Genomic DNA, 2,516 nt, shown 5'->3' with positions numbered 1-2,516 from the left:
CTTATTGATTTACAAGGAAATTTGTAATCATCAGGTGGCGGGTTCGAGTCCTGCAGCCGGCACCAGAATTTGAAAACGGGCTACGCAAGATTGCGTAGCCCGTTTTGTTTTTGTGGCAAGGGCGCACAGCCGCCTCAATGCCGAGCTGATTTCCAAGACCGAGTTCAAGGCGCGCGCCCTCGAGTATTTCCGCCAGAATCGAAGCCTCGGGCGAGCCGGTCATTGTCACCGGACCACGGCAAGCCCACACTTGAAGTGCGTCCCTATCGCGGGCTGGAGCGCGACCCCCTTCAGGTATTTACGCGGCACCGTGGTGCGCTACGACGCGCCGACGGAGCCAGTGGACGTTGAGTGGGAGGCCGAGCGGTGATCGTGCTGGATAAGCGTGCCTTATTCCCTTACTGCACCCAGCGCAGCACTCAGCTTTCCAGCAAACCGCGACCCATCCCCAAACGTCATCACCAACTGCCGCGTAGCCCGCGTCATCGCCACATACATCAGCCGCGCTTCGTCTTCATCCGCCTCATCGTGCTTATGCGGCATCCCCGTGGCCGGAATGCACACCAGCGGAAACTCAAGCCCCTTGCTGCTATGCATCGTGATTACCTTGACGCTGTCCGCGCCGGGCGTAAATCGCTTGGTGATTTGGGGACATTCGAACGGAATGCCCTTGCGCGTCAGCGCGCTGGTGACGTGTCCGACCGTGTCCCAATGGCGATAGAGCACCGCCATTTCTGACCAGGGCGTACCAGCCCGGTTCTCGTCAGTCAGGATCTGCGCAATGCGCTCAGCTTCCGCCTCTACGTTTGGCAATTCGATCAGCAGCGGTTTGTTGCCGCGGCGCCCGGCACCGACAGGTTGCACGGTAGGCGCTTCGTCTTCGGTTGCCTCGGTCGGCCGCAGCAACTCATCCGCAAAGCTGCGCGCGACAGCCAGAATCTCCTGCGTATTGCGGTAGTTCAGCTTGAGGATGGTCGTACGGCCTCGGGCCTGGATGCCCACGCTGGCAAAGGTCATCCCGCGTTTCCTGGCGCCGCCATAAATGGACTGCGCATCGTCGTAGAGCACCAACAGGGAATTGCTCTCCGGATTCACCATCTGCACGACCAGCTTAAACCACTCCGGCCGGAAGTCATGCCCCTCATCGATCAGCACGGCGTCGTACTGGCCGGCCGGGATCGCTTTCCGGTCCACGCCCTGGATGACCCGATTCACCATTTCCTCAAACAGCGCATCACTGGGGCGGCCCTTGGGGCGGTCAATGTTGTAAGTCTCCAACTGCCGCGAGCACCACGCGTGGAAGTTATAGACGTGGACCTTTTCTTCGATGCCTTTCTCGATCATCGTCGCCGCCAGCTTGGCGGCGAGGGTCTTGTTGTAGCAAAGCACGAGCACTGGCCGTGTGACGATCTTTGCCAGATGCTCAGCCCGGTAGCCGAGGATCATCGTCTTGCCAGAGCCGGCGACGCCATGAATGACCCGGTGGCCTTCGCCAAGGCTGCGTGCCAGCTGCTCCTGCTGGAGATCCATGACGCGAAGGATGTCAGGCATATCCAGCGGCTCCGCGGCTTCCTCCGGGAAGAGCGCGCGTTGCTCCGGCATGCGGATCTGCGGGAACAGGTGCCAGCGAATCCGCTCGATCTGCGGCAAGGAAAGCTTGAAGGTGAACTTGACCGGGAACATCTCCCACAGGCGCTGCTGGAAGTGTTCCGCGTCGACCGACTCGTACATCTCGTCCTGGCAGATCACCAGCTGCGGCGGCAGGACGTCGCCGAGGTTGGTCTTGTCGAACTGGGCACGCGTGATGTTGGACAGGACGACGCCGCAGCCGTAGGGAAAGAAGGGTTTGCCTTTCAGCGAGCCGCCAGGCCAGACCAACTGCGGATCGCGCTGCAGCAGGTTGGTGACATAGAACATGTACTGGCGGGCTTGCTCGAGGGGATTCATCTCCCGCACCAGCCCGCGATCCGTCAGCAGCGTGACATCGCGCTGGTCGATTTCCCGGATGGTATCCAGCCTCCAGTCTTTCACCTCCAACACCAGCAGACCCCGGCTGGGATGGAAGACGATGAAATCCGGATGCCTGGTTTTCTCTCCGATGGCAACGTCATACCAGCACAGGTAGTCGTCCTCCAGCTTTGTCTCCAGACGCTCGGCGAAGCGTCTCTCTCCACTGGTCATGCGCGAAGTGACCGAACCCAGCGCGGGAATCAGCGTGGCCATGCGTTGTTGCTCTTCTTATTGCCCGTTCAGGAGCTGCGCTGACCACGGTAGGTGTCGCGGACCCGGTGCGACGGCGGTCAGGCAGGTTTGTTATGCGGCAATTGTAGGCACAAAACGGTAACGGTGGCTATTTCGGTAGTTTTGGTGATTTGCCGGTTGGCGACACTGGCGAGCCGGCGGCTCCGGGGGATTGCCAAGCGGTCTGCGCCTGCTTTCCGGCGATCCGCGCCGCCGATCCGTCGATTCCCGCCACCCCCGTATGAGAGCCCGGATCGCAGTGGTAACCTCCCGCT

1 protein-coding gene and 1 pseudogene are annotated in these 2,516 nt (G+C 60.9%); one reads left to right on the top strand and one right to left on the bottom strand.

Annotation, left to right across the window (positions count from 1 at the left end; genetic code table 11):
* Nucleotides 1–145 precede the first annotated feature (145 nt).
* Nucleotides 146–370: pseudogene (locus AC3WQZ_RS35590) on the top strand (type II toxin-antitoxin system Phd/YefM family antitoxin).
* 20 nt (nt 371–390) lie between these two features.
* Here AC3WQZ_RS35590 and AC3WQZ_RS35585 read toward each other — a convergent pair.
* Entirely contained in the window at nt 391–2,223 is a 1,833-nt protein-coding gene (locus AC3WQZ_RS35585) for a DEAD/DEAH box helicase (RefSeq protein ID WP_492302157.1), read from the bottom strand.
* Nucleotides 2,224–2,516 lie beyond the last annotated feature (293 nt).

The sequence above is a fragment of the Cupriavidus sp. FW305-26 genome (genome assembly GCF_058787975.1).
Note: the sequence above shows the minus strand (reverse complement) of the source record. Positions and strands in the feature narration are given on the sequence as shown.

Bases quoted from the DNA above. Each gene is read 5' to 3' on its own strand.
- AC3WQZ_RS35585 (WP_492302157.1), bottom strand. From the start codon at position 2,223: ATGGCCACGCTGATTCCCGCGCTGGGTTCGGTCACTTCGCGCATGACC.